Raw genomic sequence first — 23,394 nt, forward strand, 5'->3', positions numbered from 1 at the left:
ACCGGCAAAGGACGGCTGGGATATAGAGTACTTACGGGATGGTGGACCGACGCTAGAACGCAGCTGTCGCTGCTTGATGACGGACTTCGGCTGTCAGGGAATGTGAAAGTGTAATAGCTTCCGAGTGAAGGAGGAAAGGGACGAATGAACATCTTTATTACGGGTGCCGGCGGGCATCTCGGACGAGATCTGCTCCGTGTTCTCGAACCAACGTTTGCGTGTACGGCTTTTAGCTGGCAGGAACTCGACATCTGCGACCTGCGGGCAGTGCAGAAGATGGTTGGTGATGTGAAGCCCGACGTTGTTATTAATGCGATGACCTACTCCAATGTGGATCAGGCCGAGGAGGCTGTTGAGGAGGCTTACCGGATCAATGCGCTCGCAGTCAGCAATTTGGCAATTGCCGCGGAGTCAGCTGGTGCGAAGCTGGTGCATGTCAGTACGGATTATAGGTTTGACGGTACCAAGGGAGTGCTAAATAGCGATATGGATCGGACCAATCTCAATATTTATGGCAAATCGAATCTGCTAGGGGAGCAGTTCGTGAAGGCGGTTTGTCCCCGGCATTTCATTGTACGCTCACTCGCCGAGAATCAGGAGACGATTAAGGCGGTTGATGATCAAGTCGGCCACCTGGCGTATACGGTTGGCTTAGCGGAGTACATCGGAAGGTTAATCACGACGGAGCGGTATGGAACCTACCAAGTTTCCAACAGCGGCATTCTCGAACGTACGGGATTCGTCCAAGTCTGAGAGGGGGTATTCCGTTTGATGAACAGGCCAACGGATTATTATTATTGGATGAAAGATTGGGCAGTCAGCTCGGGCTACGCTTTATCGGATGTATACTGCGAGGTCGCTGTGAATGCCCAGTTCCCAACCTTTGTAGCTGCGATTCCCCGGGGCAGGGTGTACGGTAACAGCGGAACCGTGATTTCTCCTAATAATGTGTTGATTTGGGAGGTCTCCTATGATTGGAGCAATGATCCTCACAAACATCCGGTGTTTCTCACTCAAACGTTACCGCCGGTCGAATATATGCAGGGGAATATTGCAGTCCTTACGAAAATCGGCTCATCCAACTACTATCACTGGATGCATGACGTCTTGCCCCGGATCTATCTGCTGTCCTGCAGCAGGATACCCGTAGATAAATACATCGTGAGTAAAGATTTGCAGCCCTTCCAGTATGAAACGCTCGGGATGCTTGGCATCACGGCTGACCGCTTGATTTACAGCGATAATCAATTTCATATCGAAGCGGAACGGTTAATTGTGCCATCAATCGGATTCGGACAGAAATGGGTCAATCATTTCTTAAGAAGCGAATTTCTCTCTCAGGAGCCAAGGCCTTCAAGAAGATTGTATATAAGCCGCGGACACTCGGTCGGAAGAACCTTAACGAATGAAGACGAGGTCATTCAGGTCCTGCAATCCTATGGGTTTGAGACCATCTATCCGGAGGACTTGCCGGTCAAAGAACAAATCAAGCTGTTCTCGGAAGCCGAATACGTCATTTCGCCTACCGGAAGCGCGTTGACGAATCTCACCTTCTGCAGCTCACAAACCAAGGTGCTTGAATTTTTTTCTCCCAATTTCATTGTCCATGATATTAAGCGAATATGCGATTACGGTGGGCTGCAGCATGTTGCCTATACCGGAATCGGCTCCCGGCCTCCCAGCTATGAAGGGATTCCGTGGTATTGGGCGGGTCTTGACAACATATACGTTTCGATCCCTGACCTTAACCACTTATGTAAACAGATGGGCTTATAGAGAATCGCACCGGAAAGGAAGAAAAGAAAGCCATGAAAATACTGCTGGCCACCTTTTGGGGTTTGCCTCATGTTGGGGGAGTGGATCTCTATATTCGGCAGCTGAAGCTGGGGCTGGAACAACGCGGCCACCAGGTGGATATTCTGTGCAGGTATCCTGATGGCAGCGGCTATTCCATCTTGAACAAACGTCGGCATTTACCGAGAAAATCAGTAAAATCCTTAGTGGAGTCGAACGTGAAGGCGTATTTCCAGGAGAGCCTGTCCGGTTTGGATCCGATCATTCTGGATGCGGAGACGGAGAAGTATTGCTATGAGCTGGGGGCGGCTTATTTAGGCGTGGATTCTTATGACCTCATCCATGCGCAGGATGTCATCTCCGCACGGGCATTGTTTCGGATCAAGAGTCCGCAAACCGCGTTGGTTACCACCATCCACGGGCATCTGGCAGGCGAATGGTTTCTTACGTTGCTCAGACAGGGGGACCTGGAGAACCCGGAACGCAAGGAGCGGCTGTGGCAATATGCCGTCATGCGCGAACAGCTCGGTTTGAATGCAGACGCGGCTACTCTGCCGACACAGTGGATGAAACAGATGTTGGTTGACGAATTTGCCATTCCCCGGGATCGGTTAACGGTCGTTCCTAACGGTATCGATATTCGAGGCTTCACGGACCAGCTGCACGGCGAAAGCGATATGCGTCCTGCTTCAGGGAAAAAGGTCATCATTTGTCCAGCACGCTTTGATGTCATCAAAGGTCATAAGTATCTGATACGGGCGCTCGCCAAATTAAGACGGGAGAGAGATGACTGGGTATGCTGGCTTGTTGGCAGCGGCGGGCTGGAATTCAATTTCCGCGAGCTCGTGAAGTTGCATGGCATCGAGGCAGACGTTGCGTTTCTGGGGACGCGCAGAGATGTTCCGGCACTGCTTCGGCAATCCGATATATTTGTCCTTCCAAGCTTGCAGGATAATCACCCGTACGCGGTCATGGAAGCACAAGTGGCGGGAAAAGCAGTCATCGTGTCCGATGCAGGGGGCATGCCCGAAATGGTCGCTCACGGAGAAACGGGTTTGGTATTTCCGGTAGGCAATGATGAACAGCTGTATCAATATTTGCGTACGCTCTTGAACGATGAACAGCTGCGCCATCATCTTTCTTCACAGGCGAGGCATGCCGGGAACGAACGATGGTCGCTAGATCTCATGATGTCCCGAATGGATGCGGTTTACGAAATGGCGCTGACTCGGAAACGAGAAAGGATTAGTGGCCTATGAGCATGAGTTCAAGAATGGGCAATTTTGTCATACAGCGATCATCGAGCAATAAGCCGATCAAACCTGCCCCGAAAAGAACAACGACTGCCAAGAGTCCATGCAAAGATATCGGTGATCTGTATACGAAGTTGTTTCAAAAGCCCCGAATCAAGAAGGCGATTGACATCGACCCTAGAGTGTGGAAAAAAATTATTGCGTCGGTACCGAGCGGCTACCAAATCCCAGATACTGAAGCGCTGAACAAACTTCTTGCGGCTAGCCGGCATCAGGAGCTGGACTCATGAGAAGAAAAATGGCGGCGAGTAGAATCGGAAGGCGCAAGCGTAGAAGGAAAACCGCAAATAAGAGCCATTTCCCCATCCTTAATCATCCGGCAATAAAAGCCGGAGGAGCTCGCTTGAAGGTTATGCTATTCTCGCACATCTGCGGACAACGATTCATTACCGGCGCGGAAAAATATTTGTCTTTGCTTGCGAAGGAGCTCTCTCCTTACACAGAATGCACCTTGGTCGTGCCCGAGGATGGCATCTTGAAGAGGGAAGCCGAGGCAAACGGAATCCGAACCGTGATCGAACCGTTTGATTTGCTATGGTCAATCTATCGCCCTGATGGTGAGCTCGAGGTGACGGAAGCCTCTGTCTTAGCAGAAGGAAAGCATGCCATGCTTATTCAGCCGCTCCAGGTTTACAGACCCGACATCGTCATTGTGAACAGCTGCGTGAACGCACTTCCCGCCATGGCGGCTAAATCGTTGGGTATACCGGTTGTTTGGATGATCAATGAAATCATTCAAGAGCATGCAGCAGCCTTGCAATCCGTTCATTTTATCAATCGATATGCCGACTTTATCGCAGGTGTATCCAATCATTCACTCGCCCTGTTCCGTGAAATAGTGCCGGATGAGAAGCTTATGCTTCTTCCTCCGTTCTCTCCGGTTTGTGAGGCGAGCTCTCTGCCTCGGGTCCAACCGAATGAGGAGTTGAAGAAGAGATTCCGATTCCCTGAGCACAAACATCTGATCGGTTATATCTCGGCAGGGATGCAGAGGGAGAAGGGATTAGAGCACTTTCTGCTCATGGCCTTCAAGCTTTGTGCAGAGCGGCAGGATCTTTGTTTCCTATGTATCGCAAGTCCTGCCGGCGATGCCGACTATGAACGACACTGCCGGACACTGGTAGAACAGTCTGAATTCCGAGACCGTTTCTGGCTGCTGGGCTTTCAGCCCGACATCGAGAGCATGTACCCCCTGATGGATCTAGTCGTGGTTCCGAGCTTAATCGATGAGGGGTTCGGCATGATCGCTCTTGAGGCTTTGTTATTCGGAAAAAAAACGGTTGCCTATCGTTCGGGAGGATTGGAAGAAGTTTTAACGACGGTAGGCCAGGAGAGCATGCTGGTGGATAAGGAGGATATCAACGGGCTCTCGGGCAAAGTAAAAGAAGGACTTCATTCGCAGTCCGCAGATGTGGATGTCGACCGGGTAAAGCAGAGCTTCGGTACGGAAGCCTATCGGGTCAGATTGGCGTCTTTTATGAGCACGCTCCGTCTATTGGAGGCAAGGGCAGGCATGCAAAGAGCTGCCGCACATGTAAAGCTTTTGAAACCAGGCCGATTATATCGGGGCAATCTAACCCCGACCGTGTATCTGCTGGAACTGGGAACAAAACGGCCTTTCTCTTCGCCGAAAGCCTTCAGGCGCTACGGCTTCCGACTGTCCGATGTATTTGTTGTGTCGGAGCGAAGGCTCTACGCATACCCCGTCGGGTTGGAAATCCGGCACGAGCGCCGATCCTATCCCCCTTTGAGCCGAGTACTAAGAAAGAGGCTCGGGAAGAGAAGGGGGAAAAAGATCCACAAAGGGAAACCGATACGAAGATTCAAAACGCGCAAAAGGCTCCGAAAATCCGTCTAGTCTTGCACCCTCCTATTACTAGGGGGGCCCAGGACAGATGATGATGCAAAATGGACAAGCCTGCGAATAAAAACTGACCGGCTCCGAATAGTATGCGAGGATCGCAACCGGGACCGACCAGGGAGATTTAGAGACTGGGAGAATACTGCTTCATATGCTGCACGAAATCAATATCAGGCGCCAGGTAGGACGGGGGGAGTTCGGCAGCGATACGATCCCAAATTCGGCGTTCCACTTTTAAACGAATCGTTCGGTGGGGGGGAGAAAAAAACGGTTATATCTGTTAGCGGAGACGAGGGAAACGAAGCGGCGCTTCCTCCTCAGCTTCTTCCTTCCGAGACGCAAGGTACGCCGGTTTTTTCTGTTCGTGCTCTTACGTCGTCGTCCTCGGGATACCCTTATATTCGATTTCCCGGGTTTTATTTTTTTCCGCACGGCCATGATGGTTACCTCCATCTCTTTTGGAGTGCTCTATCGTAGATCGCTAAGGTTCTCTCGGTCATCGGTGGAAGAGACCAGTGCTGCAAGCCAAACGCTTTAGACTGTTCTCCGAGCCGGCGCCTAAGATCGTCTTCGCTGAGAACGGCAAGGAGATTATCGAATAGATCCTGATCGTTCCCTGCAGGATAGATCAGGCCGGTCTTCTCATGTGCCACCATTTCCGGTATGCCGCCGGCATTCGAAACGACCACCGCTTTCCCGGCAACATGAGCTTCCATAATGGCGTAGGGGTGATTGTCCTGCAAGCTCGGAAGCACGAAAATATCCGACTTATTTAAAAGAGCCGGAATGTCCTCGCGGTTTCCCAGGAATACGACTTCGTTATGAAGTCCGTAGGTTGCAGCTTGCTCTCTTATCCTTCCTTCCAATTGCCCATTTCCCGCCAGCCAGCACACCCAGTCGTTTCTGGCCTGCTTTAAGCGGACTAAAGCCCGAAGTAAATGAATATGCCCTTTGACCGGGTCGAAGCGGGCTGAGCATAAAATGACCTTCTTCCCGCCGGCGTCGGGCATAATGGCGGGTTCGTTCATTTTAAGCAAGAACTCCTCAATATCCATTCCGTTCGGGATCGTTGTCATCCGATCATCCGGGACGCGAAACTCCCGGTTCATGATCGATTTAAGCCACTCTGTCGGCATAATGGTTTCATGGTTCTGCATAATACCGAAGTGCTCAATTAGACCGTAGTAATACCAGAGCGGAGTTTTACGAAAAACGTCGATCATAACACCTTCCGCTTGATGTCTGGCAAGACTTTCGGTCGAGAGGCATCCGTGGATCGTAGAAACGAGTGCTGTATGTGCGTGGCGGATCCGAGCGAATGCCCTGGCGGAAATCACGTCCTGCGTATGGATAATGTCATAGGTTGCCGGGCGGAAATAAGCTGCGGCAGCCTCATAGCAATATTTATCGATTTCCATAGATTCGACTTCGTGATCAAGCCCGGTGAGGTGTTTCGCGAAGTAAGTATTTGCTTTGGCCGAAATCAGGGGCCGAATGCAGCTTTTAGCCAACCTCCAGCCCTTGTTTAGAATATGAAAACCGGAGTCATCAGGCATTCTGCAGAAAATATCCACTTCATGTCCCCTTGCTTCCAATCCCCTCTTCAGCTGCAGCACATATTTCTCCAATCCTCCCACAGAAGGAAGCCCCCAATAGGTAGCTAGCAGAACGCGCATAGGTAACCTGCCTTTCTGGTCTCATGTCCTTACATGTGTATGTGTAATCTTGGCTTCCCGAAAGGGACAAAAACCCGTTTCAAAAATATTAGACCTGGGACAATTTCCTATTTTCATAAAAAGAGGCAGCTATCCAGCGCTTTGCTAGACCAAGATGCGTACGATGATGGCAGGAGTATTCTAGCTGGGAGGGACTTATTCATGCAGCCTAGTGAACGCTATAAGATCGCCATCATCGGGCTCGGATACGTTGGGCTGCCGCTGGCCAGGCTTTTTTTGGAAAAAGGCCACACCGTCATAGGCGTTGATACAGATCAGAGTAAAATCAAGCAACTTCAGATGATGCAGCCCTACTTATCCGATTTAACCAGCAAGGAACTCAAAGAAATGTTTGCCGGCGGACGTTTTCATGTAGGCGTTTCATACGAAGCCATTGCTGAGGCTGACTGTATCATTCTCTGCGTGCCGACTCCAACCAATGAAGCGGCGATGCCCGACTTGTCCTATGTGTTTCAAGCCATGAGACAGGCGGTACCCCATTTGCGTCCGGGACATTTATTGCTACTGGAAAGCTCCACCTATCCAGGCACGACGGAGGAGGAGCTGAAACCATTTATTGAACAAAGAGGGTTTCGAGTCGGTTTCGATGTGTTCCTGGCCTATTCCCCGGAACGAATCGACCCTGGCCGGAAGCGATCAGCTTTACAATCGATTCCCAAAGTGGTTGGAGGCGTAACTGCTGCCTGCACCCAATATGCGGCGCGGATTTACGGAAAGGTGTTTGATGAAGTGGTCACCGTTTCTAACGCAAGAACGGCAGAGATGACGAAGCTGGTTGAAAACTGTCAGCGTTTCGTGAATATCTCATTTATGAACGATCTGGTAAAGTTATGCGAGGCCATGGATATCAGCATATGGGAGGTTATTAGAGCAGCAAGCACCAAGCCTTATGGCTTTATGCCGTATTACCCTGGCCCAGGGGTAGGAGGACACTGCATCCCCGTTGATCCCATGTATTTACTTTGGAAAGCAAAGCAATATGACATCCCTTTGCCTTTCATCGAGTTAAGTCATCAGGTGAATGAAGAAATGCCCGGCTATATAATGGCCCGGACGGCGAAGAGCCTTTACCCGCTTACGCTGGACCAGTGCAGCATCATGGTGGTTGGCGTAACGTACAAGAAAGATGTCAACGACCTTCGCGAATCCATGGCATTGAAAGTGTTTGAGCTGCTGATGAAGCAGGGGGCCCAAATGAGCTTCTACGACCCTTATATAGCCGAGCTTCATATTGCGGAAACAACATTCGTACGGACTCCGCTTACGGCTCGAAATGTGAAGCGGATGGACTGTCTGCTGATTCTAACGGATCATTCTTCGATTCGATACGACGAGCTCGCCAAGCACGCCAAGTTAATCGTAGATACGCGAAATGCGACGGAAGGCGTGAGAGACAAATCGAAGATCGTCTTACTCTGAAAACGGAGACGGGAGATGAGTTCCATCCATGAATATTCTTGTAACCGGAGGTGCGGGGTTCATAGGATCCCATCTGGTGCAGGCTTTGCTGCTGCAGGGACACAAGGTTATCACGCTTGATGATCTGTCGGCAGGCAGGGAGGCGTTTCTGCAGGAAGTACTTACTCATGAGAACCATACCTTCATCCAGGGGTCCGTTCTGAATCGCCGTGTGATCAAGCAATGCATAGATCAAGTGGAAGCGGTGTTCCATTTGGCGGCAATCCTTGGCGTGAAAAATACGGTAGAAGACCCCATAAAGGTCATCGAAGGAAATATAGACGGAACGAGGCATGTCTTAGAGTCGGCCTTTAGAAGAGGAATCAAGGTCATTTTTGCTTCTACGTCGGAAATATACGGCAAGAATACAAGTCTCCCGTTCTCGGAAACCTCGGATCGGGTGTATGGAGCGCCGTCCATTCATCGGTGGTGCTATGCGACGGCCAAATCCATTGACGAGCACTTATGCTTTGCTCACGCCGATAAGGGATTGCCCGTTACCGTACTTCGATACTTTAACGCTTATGGCCCCAGGCAAACGATTTCGCAGTACGGAATGGTCATCCCCCGATTCATTCACGCCGCGCTTAGAGGGGAGCCTCTCCTCGTCTATGGAGACGGATCACAATCCCGCTGCTTCACCTATGTGGACGATATGGTGAGAGGGACCATAAGTGCTCTTGGCCGGCAGGCGGATGGACTCGCTTTCAATATCGGATCGAATCGACCGACTACGGTGCTCCAATTGGCACGCATGATCGTTGAAATGACGAACTCGGAATCGCCCATTCAATTCATATCCTATGAAGAAGCCTATGGGAAGGGCTACGAAGACATGCCGGCCCGGATCCCGGATTTAACACGTTCAGGCTCTGTCTTGGGATTCTCTTCGTTCGTCTCCTTGGAAGAGGGGCTCGAGCGTACGATTCGCTGGTCCCAGGGGCACGGAAGCGAATAATCATCACAAGCCATCTGTCCAAAGGGAGGTTTTACTGCAGCCATGCCTGATGATCCGCTCATAAGCGTCGTCATTCCATGTTATAACTACGGACAATTTTTGGGAGAAACGATTGATTCTGTATTGAATTCGACGTTCCAAGACGTTGAAATCATTGTTGTCGATGACGGTTCGACCGATCCGGCAACGATTGCCATGTTAGCTGCCTTAACGAAGCCGAAAACCCGTGTAATCAAGAAGAAGAATCAAGGAGTGGCTGCAGCTAGAAATAGTGGGATTTTAGAAGCGAGAGGCACTTATATTTTGCCGCTTGATTCAGACGATTTGATTCACCCGACGTTCTTGGAGAAGGCATTCTGGATTATGGAGCTCTTTCCGAAGGTCGGTTTTGTATCCCCGTGGGTTAAGGCTTTCGGTACGGAGAATTGGGTCCATGACGCCCCTCAATATAATTTCTATACCCAGCTGTCTCACAATATCACGTGCGGAACGTCATTGTTTCGTAAAGAAGCCTGTATTCAAGCAGGCGGTTATAAATCCGGGTTTGTGGTCATGGGTTACGAGGACTGGGATTTCTGGATCTCGCTAGGCGAAAAGGGTTGGCACGGTTATCAAATTTTTGAAAGGCTCTTCTTGTATCGAAGGCATGGACGGTCCATGGTCCATGAAGCGATCGATCACCATGAACAGCTGGTCGAGCAAATCAAGGCACGTCATCCGATGCTGTATCAAGAGGATTATTTAAAGGAGTTGAAGCGGAAGTGGGAGCTCTCACCACTGCTGGATATGAGCCCGCGCATCTTGAAGGGAAGCGCCTGGCATAATTATTCGACCAAACCGATGTCCACAAAGTTGCCGAAGTGGATGCTAATCGTGCCTCAGACACGAAGGGACCGCCTGTCCCCCCGATGCTTGAATTTTATAGATGGTCTGCATTCCGACTACTACTCGGTCACCATGGTTGCTACCGAATATATAACGGATTCGGATGTGGATGAGTTTAGCTGGTTGACGAGCGATATATTTCATCTTTCGCTGTATGTTCCCAAAATTGAACTGAAGCTTGACATCATGGAGAGATTAATCTCCAAACTTATCGTTACTCGTGGGATAGACCGCATTTTTCTGCTCGGATCACGTCAAGGTCATTACTTATTGCCCTATATACTAAACGGGTTCCCGAGCATTCCAATCGAAGTCATTGAGTGAAAGGAAGATGGTCTTGGAGTACAGGGATAACCGATATTTTACGAATGATTTCAGCTATGAACGTTACCTCCTTACGACGGAAGAAATAATGGGCTGCATCGATGACGCGGTAAGGGATGGCAAACCGTATTCGCTGTCCCGTTTCGGTCACGCCGAAATTTCCGAGCTGCGGATTTTTCCTGATTTTTATAATGGCATGACCTATTATCGCAGGTATAACGGCCTTGCCGGCCAGAATATTCGCGCGGAGCTGATTAAGGCTTTTACTTCCGCAACGACAGTAGGCATTCTGTCGACCTGGGAGGACGCCTCAGGTGCGGAATATTCAAAGAAGGCGTTTCTGGATCTTAGCCTGGGCTTCTATACCATTTGCTCGGCCTGGGTTACGCATCATATGACGAGGCTGCCCAATTTCTGGCAGTGGATGCGGCAGTACCGTGTCATACTGGCAGGCCGCAGAGCCGCAGAGGCTGCGCCAGTTTTTCAAAGGAACGGCGTGACGGTTGTCGATACTGTGAACCTGGAAGGCTACGAACAGTTGGAGACGGCATATGAGCAGCTGCGCGGCAACAAGGAGTGGCAGGTCTCACTTATCGCGGCAGGTATTCCTGCGACGCTTCTGGCTCCGCGTTTGGCAAACGATACCGGCAGGGTAGCGCTGGATTTCGGCCATGCGCTGGATTTGCTTATCGACGGCCAAGACGGATTTGATTTCGAAGCTTTAGTCAGGAACCTGAGGTGAATGCGGATGGAGTCGGAAGTGACGATAATCATCCCTACGTATAATGCAGGAGGTTTCTTGAAGGAAGCGATTGAAACCGTATTTAAACAAACCTACGAGCATTGGAAGCTCATTGTGGTTGATGATGCATCAACGGATGAAAGCATTGTTCTTGCTAAGCCTTATCTCGCGGATTCTCGCGTAACATACATGTGCAACGAACGAAACATCGGTCAATCGAAGACGATGAATGCCGGTTTGGCTGCCGTCACAACACCTTATGTCATCCAGCTGGATGCGGACGACTGGTTCTTTCCATACACGCTTGAGGTTTTGCTCGCCGAAGCTCGTAATCAGCCTGAGCATGTCGGATTGATCAGCGGAAACATCAACTCCATCTCGATTAATCCGAGTGGCGGCTTATTTTTTAATATCGTAACGAAGAATCGTTCATTCCGGGATAAGTACGATTTTCTGCTATCCAATATGTCGCAATGGCCCCGGTTTTACCGGACTTCCACGTTGAAAGCAATAGGCGGCTGGCCAACGGATGACCCTTATGAAGGCAGGTATATGGAAGACAAGCGGGTGCTGATGCGTTTGATCGAGGTTAGTCATTTCCATTGGATCGACGTTCCGCTTTACATCCACCGCCGGCATCACCACAATCAAACGAATTTGGTTGATATCTACTGCGAGATTACCGAATGGAATATACGTGATGCCCTGAAGCGCTGGGGAGATGAGTTTGAGCCCGTGTTCGTGAAGGATAGCGGTTGGATCAAAATCGTCGACCTGCAGCCCAAATCGTCAAGCAGTTGAAAGGGAAAGGAGAGGATATCATGTCGATCCTTCTGACCGGGGGAGCAGGCTTTATCGGGAGCCACACTTGTGTGGAGCTTTTGCAGGCAGGCTACGACGTCATTGTGGTTGACAACTTGTCCAATAGTAATCCGGAGTCTCTAAACCGTGTACAGGAAATTGCAGGCAAGCCGCTGCGATTTTACAATGTCGATTTATTGGACAGTGACCGGCTAGAGAAAGTGTTCACCGAGCATGTAATTGAAGCCGTGATCCATTTTGCCGGGTTTAAGTCCGTGGAAGAATCTATAAGGCATCCACTGAACTATTACCAAAACAATATTACCGGTACGCTGATTCTTACGGATACCATGCTGAAGTACAATGTCAAGAAATTAGTATTCAGTTCTTCGGCTACCGTGTATGGGTATCCGGAGCATGTACCGATCAGAGAGGAAGAGTGTCTTAAGGCTATCAACCCTTACGGGCGGACCAAGCAGATGATTGAAGTCATATTAAGGGATCTTACGGCTGCCGACCCGTCGTGGAGTATCTCTTTGCTTCGTTATTTTAATCCGGTAGGAGCTCACCCAAGCGGGCATATAGGAGAGGATCCAAAAGGCGTACCTAATAATATCATGCCGTATCTTACCCAAGTTGCGGTGGGCAAGCTTCAAACACTGCACGTGTTCGGCAGCGATTATCCGACGGCGGACGGCACGGGGGTCAGGGATTATATCCATGTGGTTGATCTTGCCCGGGGCCATTTGAAAGCTTTAGAACGTTCGCTGCATACGGAAGGAATAGCAGCGTATAACCTGGGGACGGGAACAGGGTATAGCGTGCTCCAGCTTGTGCATGCGTTTGAGAAGATTGCAGGCTGCAATGTGCCTTATCAGTTGGTGGACCGTCGGCCTGGCGATGTGGCCGTCAGTTATGCAGACCCGCGGAAGGCCGAACAAGAACTCGGCTGGAAGGCTGAAAAGGATTTGGAGGCGATGTGTGCAGACGCTTGGCGCTGGCAGTTGCACAATCCTGGAGGATATGCATTGTGAGGGGGGCGCATGATTGGCGTATCAAGAACTGACTACCGGGCAAGTCTTGGATCGAATCCTATATTCACTTGACCGGCGTTTGCCGCTCTCCGTGATATCCGTAGGGGTGACCGAAACGCATGTCCTGGCTCAATATGAGGTTTATTCGGAAGAGCAATTTATGAACCATCCGGAAGCACATGTTGCGAATTATTCTAAAGTAAAAAGAGGACATCAGCATCGCGGGATTACGTTTCCAAACATTGAGGCTCGCGATGCTACGTTAGAAGCGGTGCGAAATGCGGATATCGTCGGAATCAACATTCGGGTATCGAGGTCAGGGGAGTTCACCAGAAAAGTATTCGATTTCTATGGCATAGCTCCGAAGTTCGTATTTGAGGCTTATACTAGACGAGTCATGATGATTTCTCAACAACAGAAATTCCATGACATGTTAACAAACAGAAAGATCGCCATCGTGTGCGGCTACGCGGACGAGGTAAAGAAAGCCTTGGAAAACCAACTGCAGGCTGCGCTAAATTTCCAAATTACGGGTACGATCAAAATCGAGAGCTATGAGGATATTCCTAGGGTAAAGCAGGAAATAAGGGAATGCGAATTTGACTTGTGTTTACTGGCTGCAGGAACAAACGCTGTCATTCTTGCTCCGCATATCGCCAGAGATTTAGGGAAAGTCGCTTTGGATCTCGGTCAGGGCATTGAAACGTTAATCACCGGCAAAATCGAAGGGGAAGAGTGGCTCACCGGACAAATCGAGCTAGCTAAACTCATGGAAATGTAACAGCTGTCGGCCGGCACCAGTCTATATTCGGTTGCCGGTTGTTTTATTCCATAGACGGAACGTTCTCAAGATTGAATTGAGGACGGCGAATTGGAGTCATGTTAAGTTTTTGTCTTGAGTATTCTATACGGGATGGATAGGCAATCAATTAGAACTTCATATGTGGGAAGATAAAAAAACAACCTGCCCATTTCATTCTGTTTAGAAGGAGACCATGATTTATTATGGTCTCCTTTAAAATTAGGAATGCACATATCTTGCTGATCTGTACAGTGATGGGATGCTGGTTCCTGATTCGCCTAATTTTACGTATATTCATGTCTCAAAAAAGGCTCTTGATACCCACCATAGGTGGATCGTCTCCAGATGAATCACGAAATTGATTTGCGGGCGGCATGCCGCCGCCGAGATACATGGCAAGACCTGCACATAGAACAATTCTCCACAGATGCTTGACTTGGAGTTAACTCCATATGGGATAATATCGCCGTATGGTATAGGCACCCAATTGAGAGAGGAATGATGGATTTGGAATACGTAAAATTGGGCAATACCGGCTTGGACGTATCCAGACTTTGTCTTGGCTGTATGAGCTTCGGCGATGTGAGCCGGTGGACACATCCATGGATTCTCGACGAGGAACGCAGCCGTCCGATCATTAGAAAGGCCCTTGATCTCGGCATTAATTTTTTCGATACGGCCAATGTATATTCGACTGGCGCGAGCGAGGAAATCGTAGGCAGAGCTTTGAGGGATTACGCAAAACGAGATGAGGTCGTCATTGCAACAAAGGTTCATTTCCGCATGCATGAAGGACCTAACGGCGCCGGCCTTTCCCGAAAGGCCATCTTGAGCGAAATCGATAAGAGCCTCAAGCGACTCGGAACGGATTATGTGGATCTGTATCAAATTCACCGCTGGGACTATGACACTCCTATCGAAGAAACAATGGAAGCATTGCACGATGTGGTGAAGGCAGGGAAAGCACGGTACATAGGCGCTTCCGCGATGTTCGCTTGGCAGTTCCTCAAAGCGCTGCATGTTGCGGATCGGCATGGCTGGACTCGGTTCGTGTCTATGCAGAACCATTACAATCTTCAATATCGCGAGGAGGAGCGTGAAATGCTCCCACTCTGCAAAGAAGAGAAGATCGGCGTAATTCCATACAGCCCAATGGCATCCGGAAGGCTGCTGCGCGATCCAGGAGAAACGACGCCTCGATCTGAAACCGATCAAGCGCAGAAATGGAAGTATGATGCGATGATGACGGCCGACCGGCCGATCGTGGAACGTGTCGCAGCCATCGCAGCGCAGCACTGCGTTCCCCGCGTTCAAGTCGCGCTCGCCTGGATGCTGCAAAAGGAGACTGTAACCTCACCGATCATCGGCGTGACGAGCTTATCCCAGCTCGAAGAAGCGGTACCGTCACTGTCCGTCAAGCTGAAGCCGGAAGAAATCGCATTGCTCGAAGAACCCTATGTGCCGCATCCTGTCGTCGGTGCGTTGACATCACGTTGATTATCATGATAGCGGAGTCGACATGAATAAGAAGGTGGGCTGCAATATGACGATGACGATCGCGGCAGTGAGCGAGAAGTTTGGGCTTTCTCAGGATACGCTTCGGTATTATGAACGCATCGGATTAATCCCGCCCGTTACCCGAAACAGAAGCGGAAACAGGGAGTATACCGAGGAAGATATCAAGTGGGTTGATTTTATCAAATGTATGAGGCAAAGCGCAGGGCTTCCCGTCGAAGCATTGATCGAGTATGTGGATCTCTTTCAACAGGGAGACGACACGCTCGTCATCCGCAAAGAACTGCTGATTGAGCAGCGCGACCGGCTTGCCGCCAAAATCGAGGAAATGACGAGCACGTTCGTACGTCTCAATGATAAAATTGCTCGCTATGAACAGACGATTGTGATGAAAGAGAAAACTTTACACAAAAAAGTTAAAAGCTGACGTAATCTTTACCAAAAGCTCGAAACAGGATTCCCTAGCATGCGGTTGCCACAAGCAACTAAGTCTTTGAAGGGGAAGCGTATGGCAGCTCGTGCAAGTATTTTGGCGTATAGCGCCAGTTACTGAGGGTCAGGGTTTATGTAGTATGAAAATGGTGGTTACTCTCCGCTCAATGGAGGATGCACTTGATCCACCAATGGAGAAATTGACTCCATTTTAGTACGGGCAACTTTAAATTTAATCACACTGGAGGGATTGTATGCAGCACGTAATTTTAAACAACGGCGTGAAGATGCCGATTCTGGGCTTTGGCGTATACCAAATCCCGGACGGTCAGCAATGTGAGGCAAGCGTTTATGACGCTCTTATGACTGGCTATCGGTTGATCGACACAGCAGCTTCGTACCGTAATGAGGAGGCGGTCGGCCGTGCCATAAAGCGGAGCGGCGTGGCGAGAGAGGAGCTTTTTGTTACAACCAAGCTTTGGATTCAGGATACCGGTTATGAACGGACAAAGAAAGCATTTGAAAAGTCTCTGGCCAATCTGCAACTCGATTATCTGGATTTGTACTTGATCCATCAGCCGTTCGGCGATGTTTACGGTTCTTGGCGAGCGATGGAAGATCTTTATCGAGAAGGAAAGATCAGAGCCATCGGTGTCAGCAATTTTCAGTTAGACCGCCTAATCGATCTGATCATTCATAATGAAGTGACACCGGCCGTCAACCAGGTTGAGACCCATCCGTTCTGCCAGCAAATTGAAGGTGCCCAATTCATGCAGGAGAACAAGGTACAGATAGAGTCTTGGGGTCCGTTTGCGGAAGGACGCAATAATCTGTTCCACAATGACGTGCTGCTCTCCATCGCCGGGAAGTACAACAAATCCGTTGCTCAGGTTGTTCTCCGCTGGTTGACGCAAAGAGGGGTCGTGGCCATCCCGAAATCGGTTCATAAAGATCGAATTATCGAGAACTTCAACATCTTCGACTTTGCTTTAAGCCAAGAGGATATGGATGCGATTCAAACGCTGGATTCGAAGAAAAGCTTGTTCCTGTCCCATAACGACCCGGAGATTGTGAAATCCCTCAGCAGCTATAAATTTGAGGCATAATCCATCCGAAACTGTCGGCGTTTCCGTCAGTTTCTTTTTTTTAAGTCGATCTCGCCCAACAAATAAAACTGCACAGTTGGAAATCATAAGCGGCATCATCAATTGGCATGTCGCGCTAGAACCTTGGCGTGTGCCGCTAGTCAAAAAGGAGATTCAAAGGGGTAAATGATTATCGTTGAGAGTGCCGGACTATTAAACACAAGGAGGAAACAAAATGACCAATGCAAATGAGCAGGAATCGCAATCTCGCCTTTATGAGAGAATCGTTGAACTCGAACAAGTAAGAGCCATAAGAGAGCTCGTCGACACGTTTTCTATACTGGCTGATCGGAAAGAAACACAAAAGCAGACTACGCTTTTCACCGCGAACGCAACCGTGGACTCTATTGTAGATGGAAATGTGGTTTCAAGCTTGCGAGGAACGGAAGAAATCGGGACTGCATTTGAAAGCTTCTTGAAAAATTTCGATATCGTCTATCACTTCAATGGCCAGCACACCGTGTCGATCAGCGGAAATACAGCAAAAGGAACGCTTTATTGCCTGGTCGACCTTATCGCTACGGTGGACGGCAAGAAGATCAACATCAAAAGCGGCGTTCACTATGATGACGAATATGTTAATGAAAATGGCCATTGGCTAATCGCAAAACGAACCTCGACCTTTGCATGGCAAGACCGTCAGGAAATGAATTCATGATAAAAGTAGTCGGTGAATGAAGCTGTCTTTTTAAAGGGTTGGCGGCAGTTGCCTCCACAACTGTATCCGCATGGCACGGCCGTCATGAATACGGTGCAGCAAGTAACAGGCTCGATTGCAACGGCTGTTTCAATTAGTATTCTTTCAACCGGTATGGAACATTATCTGCAAACTTCCGCAGCCCCTAAACAGCCGAACGAGTTGGCAAATGCGATGACGATGGGATCGCAGCATGTGTTCTGGTTTGCGGCAATCGTTGCGGTAATCGGTCTTGTCATTTCATTGTTCATCCGGCGTGTCGTCGTGGGTAAGGCTGCAGGGGTAACATCGCCACATAAACCTTTTTCATGAAATGGAGGCAGACAAATGCGTAATACAAATGATCAAGTATGGTTAATTACAGGTTCCAATAAAGGTATCGGTGCGGCAATCGCCAAGGAAGCGTTGAATCAAGGCTATAAAGTCGTTGCTGCGGCCCGGAAAACGGAAGGGATGAAAACGAAGCTTGGCGATTCGCCGAACCTTCTTATCACCCAGCTTGATATAACGAATGAGAATCAGGTACAAGCTGTTGTTCAAGCGGCAATGGAGCAATTTGGGCGAATCGATGTGCTGGTCAACAACGCCGGATACGGACAGCTTGGTTACTTCGAGGAGATTTCGGAGGAGCAGCTCCGTCAGCAAATGGAAACCAATGTATTCGGGACGATGAGACTGACCCGTGCCGTACTGCCGATCATGCGTAAACAACGTTCGGGAACCGTCATGGTATTCAGCTCCATGATGGGGTTGATGTCGATTCCGGGAGGATCGGTGTACAGCGCCTCCAAGTTCGCGTTGGAAGGGTGGGCAGAGGGGTTGAATACCGAACTGAAGCCTTTCGGCATTCAGGTCCTGCTCGTGGAGCCCGGACCATTCCGCACGGACTTCACCAATAAACAGTCATCGGCCAAGTTTTCCGACCTCCAGATCGACGACTATTCGACCCAGAGAAATTCGATGCATGACTTCTACTTTGAAGGAGAACAATTCGGTGATCCTGCAAAGCTTGCAAAGGCGCTCATGAGGGTCGCAGGCGATGCCAATCCGCCTTTCCGCTGGCTTGCGGGCAAAGGCATGGTAGATGCCGTCATTCAGCATTATCAGCGGCGTCTGGCTGAGTACGAATCTTGGCGCGTAGTGTCCGATAATACGAATTTTGATTGAGCTTGAATTCGCAGACACAATCCGTACGAAGTTTGTATACACAGTCTAATCGACCGGAAACCATTCAGTGGCTTGCTGACCGAAAGATTGATCTTTAAGATAACGATTAGGGTTGGGGAAAAGCGAGCTCCCTGACCCGTTTTTTATTCATTCTTATGTATTTCCATTCAAGAGATGGAACAGTCGGACGGCTCATTAAGAAGAACCTTCGTATACTACAGTAAGACGCAGTTCTTTAATTGACACAAAAGTATCCTTTCGAGAAACCTTATTTTATAAGGTTTTTTTGTATTTTGAGAGGAGTATTGTGTCATAAATTTGTGACACAATACTCCCCTTTTAGTTGGAGATTGACACAAATGTCCCTCTATAGTAAACGATAAACAGAAGCAGTGACACAAATCTCCCCTTATAATGTGCGGAGTAATACAAAATAAGCCTAGTGAAAAGCAATTGTTCATTAATCTTAATTCCCGAAAAGAATTAAGATCAATTAAATTTTTAATTTAGTACGGTTACTATTTCATTACGAAATCAATAGTTAGATGAAAACTCCCCTAAGAGTGAACTTTTTTTGGATAGAAAATACAGGTCATTCCCATTGAATTTCCTTTTAGCTGTAACCTTATGAAAAAAAACGCGTTTAAAGGGTAAAGAGGAAAGGAGAGAAAATATGAAAAAAAAGCTACTTCTGCTGGTAATGATGTCTGTACTGCTCGTGCTAGCTGCCTGCAGCAATACAGCCAATGAGGAGCCGAATAACGCGCCAGAACAGGAAGAACAGCCACAGCCGCCGAAGAATGAGAAGCCGGAGGAAAGCGAGCCAAAGGATACACCAGCAGAAGAGGAGGCGCCCGAGGAAGGTACACCACCGACAGCCCTCGAGTCTGCCAAGACCGTCATAACTGCGCTTGAGAGAGGCGACATGAGCACAGTTGCAAACTGGGTTAGCAGGGACAAGGGTCTGCGTTTCTCCCCTTATGCAAATGTAGATCTGAAGAAGGACGTACACTTTTCTAAGGATGAGGTTGCAGGCTTGATGGAAGATACGACTTCTTATGTATGGAGAACGTTCCCTGGCAATGGTGAGCTTATTGAAATGCCTTATTCTGAATATCATAAAAAATTTGTATATGATGCCGATTTTATAAACAAGGGTGAGATTTCACTTAACACGGTGCTTGATGAGAGCACTACACCCAGCAATTTGAATGAGGTATATCCACAGGAAAGCTTTGCCTTCGTCGAATACCATATCAGTGGCATCGACCCGGCTGTAAAGGGAATGGACTGGCGAAGTCTTCGTCTAGTGTTCGAGAAGATTGGTCAGGATCACGCACTGGTTGGAATTGTTCACGATCAATGGACACCATAAAATGATGAAAATCAAATCACCGCATGCAGTCAGCATGCGGTGATTTACCTGGAAGCTCTAATAGAAAAACCTACAGATAAAGATGCCATCGCGTTAATGGACCGAACAAACAAAGAAATAGAGCGAATATAAAAATCAGATGAACTTAAGATCAAATGGGCATCATTCCCCTTAACGAAACATAACTAGTACTAAACCAATGGAAGTGAGACCATTTCTTGTATCTAATCTGGGTACTCATTGACGGTGGACTTATTGGATGGTTAAGCGGCAATCTGATTGGGCGGGACGTACCGGGAGGCGTGCATGGAATTATCATTGCCGGCTTTTTTGGATCGTGGTTAGGGTCGGAACTGTTGGGGCCGAGGGGACCGGTGGTGGGTTTCACATCATCCCCGCGATCGTTGGGTCATTTATTGCGCTGTTGATTTTCTTTGCTCTGGCGCGCGGCAGAGCGTTCCGAAGACGTTAACAAGCGGAGACGGGAACCTGTTATTACGGTTGAATATGGAATAATCCGATTGGAGTCACCCAGGCATCGGTTATCGTTAAAGAAATACACGATATCAAAACGGATAACTTAGCTTGTGCCAGGTAGTGTTTGATCCAACTGACATATATATAAAGTGAAATATCACAAATTTTGATTCAACTCCCTCGGTAAAATGTAGTTTTCTCACGAATGCTCGCTTATTCGCAGGATCTCCCCAAAGGATAAATCGCTGTCCGGATAGAAGAGGGGATGTACCGTCCAATTCGGCAACCGAAGCGCATGCGGGAACAGAAGGGGCGAGTTTTCGCTCCTTTTTTACTGCTCTGTTGCACGCTGCTCCACGTACCTCCGGAGGCTCTCACTCCCATTTCTCGACGGGTCGATGCCCTTTCATTCCTTCGTTACGCCTATCCGGTGGGTGGAGGCCGGTTATCCTAACGGTACGGGTCTGTGCCCTTTTGTTGAACGCAATCCGGTACTCCGTGCAGTCTTGAGATCCCGCGAATAAGCCAGTATTCGTGCTAATTGAGAAGCGATTAAGCAGCTTGTTTCATAGGATGAGCACGATCCGGTTCGTAAGCTTCACCGCTCTGTGCCATGGCAACTATAAGGCGAGCTAGCTTGCCGCAAAGCTTCATCACTGAGCGCATTGGCTTCATGCTTTTCGTCTTCACATTCACTTCATGCTGTCGTTTAAACGATACATCGTTCATGATGAGGGCCATGGTTGCCATGAACAGGGCATGCCGAAGCCTTGGTCGGCCACGTTTGCTGATGGACATCTGGCCCTTCCATTTGCCAGAGCTCGCTTCAGCTAGGTTGAGGCCGGCATGCCGCAGCAACGCATTGCCATGTGCATAGCCGCTGAGGTCGCCAGCTTCACCCAGAATGCCGGCGACAGACAAGATGCTCATGCCCTTAATGGCCAGCAGCGGCTTGGCCAGTGGGATCCGGGCCAGCGCAGCCGCCACTTCATCCTCGATTACCTGCAGCTGCTCCGTAGCCAGATCGTATTCGGCCAGCAGCTGTTGCAGATGAAGCTTGTAGGCTTTCTCGGCATGCTTGGCGCCGACTGAGCGCGCTGCCAGAGCCAGTAGTTCGCCAGCTCTTCGTTCACCACTGTGCCGCTTCATGACCGTTTTCCAGCCGTCGACTACCTGGCGAACGGTGAGCTTTTGAAGATCGGCAGGCGTAGGAAAGAGACGCAGGGTTGCAAGCGATCCGGAGCCAATGAGGTGTTTGTATACCTGCCGCAGCTCGGGGAACACAATGTCGACCCAGCGGTGGATCTGGTTCTTGACGCTGACGAGACGATGGACGATTGTCTCCCGGTTTGCCATGAGAACGCGCAGTTCCATGAATACTTCGCTGGATTCTTTGATAAATATGTAGTAGCCGTTTTTCACCATGTCGGCGATAACGAAGGCATCCTTGATGTCGCTTTTAGATGGTGTATTGTCGCGGTTTTCCTTGTTCTTTTTGACGAGATGAGGATTCACCAACACGACCTCGAGGCTGCGGTCTTTGAGCCAGGCCGCGAGGCTGAGCCAGTAGTGGCCGGTTGGTTCCATGCCGATTATGGTGTCGTTTAGTTGGTGCGTTTCCTGCAAATCTTTCATCCACTGCAGCAGTAAGCTGAAGCCGGCGGCGTCGTTGGAGAAGTGAAGCGTAGTGCCGAGCAGAATTCCACGGAAGTTGACGGCGCGTGCAACGTGGGTTTGCTGGGCAATGTCGATACCGACGACAAGGTGCTGGGTTGAAATGCGTTCGAGCAGTTGATTTTGTTTGGTTTGCGCTTTAAACTTCAAGATAGAGCGACCTCCTTATGATGGCTAAAGGGCTATGACCCGTGACTACCCCATCGTACCGGAGTCGCTCGTTTTTGTGCAAAGTGCAAAATTAACGCTCTACAGGAATCCTAACGGGGAAGGTTAGTTCAATAAACCAGCGGCAGTCCAGGACTTATTTCAGGTCCTAGAACAGCCGCTGGTTTTATATTTGAACAATCTAGAACTAATTATTCCGAGTCTGACGATTTAGCAATTCAAAATCAGCGTAGGACCAACAAATCCTGTCTAAATCTTTATTTTCATCGGACAGTAGAATCGCATATTAAACTGTTGAAGGGAGGTGCAGCCGTGAATGCACCGCAGGCAATGCTGCTGAGTAAGCGTGAGGAGCCAGGGATGATGATCGATACCTGTTCGAGCCGAAGATCGACGGACACCGTAGCGATCTAGATACATTTAAGCACATAAAGCAAGACCGTGATCTAGACAGGGTCAGAAAGCGTTACATGCAGCTAACTAAGCCGGAGTTGGATAGTCTACTAATTCGTATGGAACAGTATATTTCTCAACAAAATAATCAATGGTTGAAAACCGAGTTTGAAAAGTTCCCAATAGAATGATCCTTCTGAAAAAAGCTCGATGCTCCCATTTGAGGCGGTATCGAGCTATTTTATTCTGTTTTATACATGAATAATCATTTTTATTAGTTTTTTCTTAAAAGAGGTGTGATATCAAAGAATGTCGAATCCATTAAAAAGGGAATCGAGTACTATGGGCTTGATGAGGAACCAACATTTGAGCGAAAATATCCAAAACTAATTGAATCTTTAAGGGACGATTTTTTATCAAGCGTGGACAACCGGCTTAAAAGAACAAATGTAACAGAGGTAGTACGTCGAATAGTTTATTGTCTACCTGGGAAGGATAGGGATCGTACGCGCACGTTTATAGCTATGTTGACCCTCACTATAATCAAACCATTGCATTAAAGCGTGCCAAGAGGATTTGACAGAAAAAGAATTAATCCGTTTCAAAAATGAATACGCTCGTCAAACTAGATTCGCCTGTAAAG

The 23,394-nt window shown here is 48.9% G+C and carries 20 protein-coding genes; 18 read left to right on the top strand and 2 right to left on the bottom strand.

Annotation, left to right across the window (positions count from 1 at the left end; translation table 11 throughout):
- The first annotated feature begins 144 nt into the window (after positions 1–144).
- The 4 genes from AC06G8_RS11095 (at position 145) to AC06G8_RS11110 (ending at position 4,965) form a co-directional block, all read left to right on the top strand.
- A complete protein-coding gene (locus AC06G8_RS11095) occupies positions 145–753 on the top strand; it encodes an SDR family oxidoreductase (protein ID WP_447664011.1) in 609 nt (202 codons plus the stop codon).
- Between the two features lie 18 nt (positions 754–771).
- On the top strand, positions 772–1,776 hold the full coding sequence (locus tag AC06G8_RS11100) for a glycosyltransferase family 61 protein (RefSeq protein ID WP_447664012.1): 1,005 nt from the start codon (positions 772–774) through the stop codon (positions 1,774–1,776).
- 32 nt (positions 1,777–1,808) lie between these two features.
- Positions 1,809–3,053: a glycosyltransferase family 4 protein gene (locus tag AC06G8_RS11105; protein ID WP_447664013.1), complete on the top strand. Its 1,245-nt coding sequence runs from the start codon at positions 1,809–1,811 to the stop codon at positions 3,051–3,053.
- A 280-nt stretch (positions 3,054–3,333) separates the two neighbouring features.
- Positions 3,334–4,965, top strand: coding sequence for a glycosyltransferase (locus AC06G8_RS11110; protein ID WP_480285305.1), 1,632 nt, complete (start codon positions 3,334–3,336; stop codon positions 4,963–4,965).
- Between the two features lie 446 nt (positions 4,966–5,411).
- Here the strand turns inward: AC06G8_RS11110 and AC06G8_RS11115 are convergent, their stop codons facing one another.
- Complete coding sequence (locus AC06G8_RS11115) at positions 5,412–6,596, bottom strand: glycosyltransferase family 4 protein (protein WP_480285306.1); 1,185 nt, start codon at positions 6,594–6,596, stop codon at positions 5,412–5,414.
- 249 nt (positions 6,597–6,845) lie between these two features.
- Here AC06G8_RS11115 and AC06G8_RS11120 point away from each other — a divergent pair, with 249 nt between their 5' ends.
- From AC06G8_RS11120 to AC06G8_RS11185, 14 genes are all read left to right on the top strand, one after another.
- The gene (locus AC06G8_RS11120) at positions 6,846–8,123 is read left to right on the top strand and encodes a nucleotide sugar dehydrogenase (protein WP_480285307.1); all 1,278 of its coding nucleotides are present in this window, start codon (positions 6,846–6,848) and stop codon (positions 8,121–8,123) included.
- A gap of 28 nt (positions 8,124–8,151) precedes the next feature.
- A complete protein-coding gene (locus AC06G8_RS11125; RefSeq protein ID WP_480285308.1) occupies positions 8,152–9,120 on the top strand; it encodes an NAD-dependent epimerase/dehydratase family protein in 969 nt (322 codons plus the stop codon).
- 42 nt (positions 9,121–9,162) lie between these two features.
- On the top strand, positions 9,163–10,329 hold the full coding sequence (locus AC06G8_RS11130; RefSeq protein WP_480285309.1) for a glycosyltransferase family 2 protein: 1,167 nt from the start codon (positions 9,163–9,165) through the stop codon (positions 10,327–10,329).
- 13 nt (positions 10,330–10,342) lie between these two features.
- A complete protein-coding gene (locus AC06G8_RS11135; RefSeq protein WP_480285310.1) occupies positions 10,343–11,071 on the top strand; it encodes a GT-D fold domain-containing protein in 729 nt (242 codons plus the stop codon).
- A 6-nt stretch (positions 11,072–11,077) separates the two neighbouring features.
- Entirely contained in the window at positions 11,078–11,872 is a 795-nt protein-coding gene (locus tag AC06G8_RS11140; RefSeq protein WP_447664019.1) for a glycosyltransferase family 2 protein, read from the top strand.
- A 20-nt stretch (positions 11,873–11,892) separates the two neighbouring features.
- The gene (gene galE / locus AC06G8_RS11145; RefSeq protein WP_480285311.1) at positions 11,893–12,906 is read left to right on the top strand and encodes a UDP-glucose 4-epimerase GalE; all 1,014 of its coding nucleotides are present in this window, start codon (positions 11,893–11,895) and stop codon (positions 12,904–12,906) included.
- Between the two features lie 13 nt (positions 12,907–12,919).
- Entirely contained in the window at positions 12,920–13,687 is a 768-nt protein-coding gene (locus tag AC06G8_RS11150; RefSeq protein WP_480285312.1) for a GT-D fold domain-containing glycosyltransferase, read from the top strand.
- Between the two features lie 528 nt (positions 13,688–14,215).
- Entirely contained in the window at positions 14,216–15,205 is a 990-nt protein-coding gene (locus AC06G8_RS11155; protein WP_480285313.1) for an aldo/keto reductase, read from the top strand.
- A 46-nt stretch (positions 15,206–15,251) separates the two neighbouring features.
- Complete coding sequence (locus AC06G8_RS11160) at positions 15,252–15,650, top strand: MerR family transcriptional regulator (protein ID WP_447664023.1); 399 nt, start codon at positions 15,252–15,254, stop codon at positions 15,648–15,650.
- A 259-nt stretch (positions 15,651–15,909) separates the two neighbouring features.
- Positions 15,910–16,761: an aldo/keto reductase gene (locus AC06G8_RS11165; protein ID WP_480285314.1), complete on the top strand. Its 852-nt coding sequence runs from the start codon at positions 15,910–15,912 to the stop codon at positions 16,759–16,761.
- Positions 16,762–16,975: 214 nt separating this feature from the next.
- Positions 16,976–17,458, top strand: coding sequence for a nuclear transport factor 2 family protein (locus AC06G8_RS11170; protein WP_480285315.1), 483 nt, complete (start codon positions 16,976–16,978; stop codon positions 17,456–17,458).
- A 12-nt stretch (positions 17,459–17,470) separates the two neighbouring features.
- Positions 17,471–17,809, top strand: a complete 339-nt coding sequence (locus AC06G8_RS11175) for a hypothetical protein (protein WP_480285316.1) — start codon at positions 17,471–17,473, stop codon at positions 17,807–17,809.
- 15 nt (positions 17,810–17,824) lie between these two features.
- Entirely contained in the window at positions 17,825–18,664 is an 840-nt protein-coding gene (locus AC06G8_RS11180) for an SDR family oxidoreductase (protein WP_480285317.1), read from the top strand.
- 673 nt (positions 18,665–19,337) lie between these two features.
- The gene (locus AC06G8_RS11185; RefSeq protein WP_480285318.1) at positions 19,338–20,039 is read left to right on the top strand and encodes a hypothetical protein; all 702 of its coding nucleotides are present in this window, start codon (positions 19,338–19,340) and stop codon (positions 20,037–20,039) included.
- Positions 20,040–21,068: 1,029 nt separating this feature from the next.
- Here AC06G8_RS11185 and AC06G8_RS11190 read toward each other — a convergent pair.
- The gene (locus AC06G8_RS11190; protein ID WP_480285319.1) at positions 21,069–22,340 is read right to left on the bottom strand and encodes an IS110 family RNA-guided transposase; all 1,272 of its coding nucleotides are present in this window, start codon (positions 22,338–22,340) and stop codon (positions 21,069–21,071) included.
- Positions 22,341–23,394: the final 1,054 nt, after the last annotated feature.

The organism is Paenibacillus sp. SJS-P3 (assembly GCF_056711585.1).

Coding starts and splice junctions, on each gene's coding strand:
- AC06G8_RS11095 (WP_447664011.1), top strand. CDS start 145: ATGAACATCTTTATTACGGGTGCCGGCGGGCATCTCGGACGAGATCTG.
- AC06G8_RS11100 (WP_447664012.1), top strand. CDS start 772: ATGAACAGGCCAACGGATTATTATTATTGGATGAAAGATTGGGCAGTC.
- AC06G8_RS11105 (WP_447664013.1), top strand. CDS start 1,809: ATGAAAATACTGCTGGCCACCTTTTGGGGTTTGCCTCATGTTGGGGGA.
- AC06G8_RS11110 (WP_480285305.1), top strand. CDS start 3,334: ATGAGAAGAAAAATGGCGGCGAGTAGAATCGGAAGGCGCAAGCGTAGA.
- AC06G8_RS11120 (WP_480285307.1), top strand. CDS start 6,846: ATGCAGCCTAGTGAACGCTATAAGATCGCCATCATCGGGCTCGGATAC.
- AC06G8_RS11125 (WP_480285308.1), top strand. CDS start 8,152: ATGAATATTCTTGTAACCGGAGGTGCGGGGTTCATAGGATCCCATCTG.
- AC06G8_RS11130 (WP_480285309.1), top strand. CDS start 9,163: ATGCCTGATGATCCGCTCATAAGCGTCGTCATTCCATGTTATAACTAC.
- AC06G8_RS11140 (WP_447664019.1), top strand. CDS start 11,078: ATGGAGTCGGAAGTGACGATAATCATCCCTACGTATAATGCAGGAGGT.
- galE (WP_480285311.1), top strand. CDS start 11,893: ATGTCGATCCTTCTGACCGGGGGAGCAGGCTTTATCGGGAGCCACACT.
- AC06G8_RS11160 (WP_447664023.1), top strand. CDS start 15,252: ATGACGATGACGATCGCGGCAGTGAGCGAGAAGTTTGGGCTTTCTCAG.
- AC06G8_RS11165 (WP_480285314.1), top strand. CDS start 15,910: ATGCAGCACGTAATTTTAAACAACGGCGTGAAGATGCCGATTCTGGGC.
- AC06G8_RS11170 (WP_480285315.1), top strand. CDS start 16,976: ATGACCAATGCAAATGAGCAGGAATCGCAATCTCGCCTTTATGAGAGA.
- AC06G8_RS11180 (WP_480285317.1), top strand. CDS start 17,825: ATGCGTAATACAAATGATCAAGTATGGTTAATTACAGGTTCCAATAAA.
- AC06G8_RS11185 (WP_480285318.1), top strand. CDS start 19,338: ATGAAAAAAAAGCTACTTCTGCTGGTAATGATGTCTGTACTGCTCGTG.